The organism is Acinetobacter sp. UBA3132 (assembly GCF_002364825.1).
GTDB lineage: Bacteria > Pseudomonadota > Gammaproteobacteria > Pseudomonadales > Moraxellaceae > Acinetobacter > Acinetobacter schindleri.
This window is the reverse complement of the sequence record NZ_DEZM01000036.1, coordinates 1,090-2,352: the sequence shown is the minus strand read 5'-3', so window position 1 is coordinate 2,352 and position 1,263 is coordinate 1,090. Positions and strand designations below refer to the sequence as shown.

The 1,263-nt window shown below is 44.6% G+C and carries 1 protein-coding gene and 1 pseudogene; both read right to left on the bottom strand.

Annotated elements, in window-relative coordinates:
- Positions 1-630 (bottom strand): ferredoxin reductase (locus B4033_RS01435; RefSeq protein ID WP_286831407.1); only part of this gene is annotated, 630 nt, incomplete at its 3' end.
- Positions 631-687: 57 nt separating this feature from the next.
- Positions 688-1,263, bottom strand: a pseudogene (locus B4033_RS01430) (aromatic ring-hydroxylating dioxygenase subunit alpha); the annotation flags it as partial.

Sequence of the window (1,263 nt, the reverse complement as noted above, 5' to 3'; positions counted from 1 at the left end):
AATATGCGTCTCAGGCCAGGATTGCTGTTGGGCAGTCTGGATCACGAAATCCATAAAACCTTGTGGACCACATACATAAACATGATGTGCTAAGTCAGACTGAGCAAGCGCACTTAGTAAGTTGCAATGTGTGGCGGCTTCATCATCAATGTGCAGATGAACTGAATCACCGAGAAGATTGAGATCCTCATGAAAAGCCACTGCCGAACGGGTTTTAACAAAGTAAAACAGCTTGAAAGATTTGTTCAGTCGTTTTAACTCTTTGGCCATTGCCAGAATTGGTGTAATCCCAATCCCGCCTGCACATAGGACTGCATGTTCAAGCTCTGTATTCAACTCAAACAGGTTACGGGGTTCACTAATCTGAATGCGTTGCCCCACCTGTAACTGTTCATGCATAAAGCGTGAGCCACCACGCGAGTTGGGATCATTCAGTACACCAATCACGTAGCGATGCTGCTCACTACTGCAATTCGCCAGTGAGTATTGGCGAATTAAGCCTTCGCCCATATGTACATCAATATGAGCACCTGCTTTAAAAGGAGGTAGAGGCTCCCCATTACAACTCATGAGCTCAAATGAATTTATTTGAGAATTGTGTTGATGGATCTGATGAATGGTCACTTCCATGTGAGTGCCGCTCCTAAAATTTAAAAAATCAAAATACTGTTCTAAAACTTTAACTATTTAACCAAGCGTGACTGACGGAATCTGCTCTTTGCCTGCAATCTCGTTAACCTGTTCTTGGCTAATCAGACGATCAATCACTTTGCGCGCTTGCACTCCGCCTGCATCAATATTCAGCATCAGCAACTTGCGATCAGGGTAGCGGAGCAGGTTTTGTTGTTGCTGTTCCAGCATGTCCAGATCTTCAGAGAAAATCTTGCCTTGACCTTCACGGATCTGATCTGTCAGTTCCGCATTCTCTGGCTGGAAGTGACGGGCCATACCCCAGAAATACCAGTGAGAGGTTTCTGTTTCAGGCGTAATAAAGTCCACCACAATAGAAGATACTTTATGCTCGGCAGCTGCCTGATAGCCACCTTTACCTGCATGTGCTACGCCAACTTCAATATGAACATTACTTGGCGCAAAGAAATGACAGATCTGCCAGCGGTCTACCGGAACATCATCCGCCAGATTGTTGCCTCTTAATGCCATTTGCCAAAATGGAGGTGCATAGATATTTTCCATATGACGTTCTGTAATAACATGATCCCCATCTATACGAGTAGTAGGTGCTGCTTCATCAATTTCTTTTTG